The following is a 271-nucleotide window of genomic DNA, read 5'->3' as shown; positions in this document are numbered from 1 at the left end:
ATATTAATACACAACCCTAAAATGGCCATATTAAAGACAAATGAAATAACGGATTGGAGCAATACTGCGCGACGCATAGGGGTTGAGGCTACTTCTACATCTGCCGTTTGTGAGGCGACGGCAATGGTGAATGAGAAATACATAAAATCCGAATAGCTGGGTTGGGTGATTTTATCGGGGAAAATTAGCCACGGTTTTTCATTTTCACTATTGCCGTAATAGAGATGGGCATAGTGCATGGTAAAGCCCGTAGGTAAGAGCAGCCAAGAGG

The 271-nt window shown here is 43.2% G+C and carries 1 protein-coding gene; it reads right to left on the bottom strand.

Annotated elements, in window-relative coordinates; genetic code table 11:
• A partial coding sequence (locus ACNQ0T_RS24275; RefSeq protein ID WP_417930503.1) for a DUF1345 domain-containing protein occupies positions 1-271 on the bottom strand: 271 nt, incomplete at both ends.

Source organism: Enterobacter cloacae complex sp.6700776, from assembly GCF_048284255.1.
Taxonomy (GTDB): Bacteria; Pseudomonadota; Gammaproteobacteria; order Enterobacterales; family Enterobacteriaceae; genus Enterobacter; species Enterobacter intestinihominis.
This window is presented reverse-complemented; position numbering and strand designations above follow the sequence as displayed.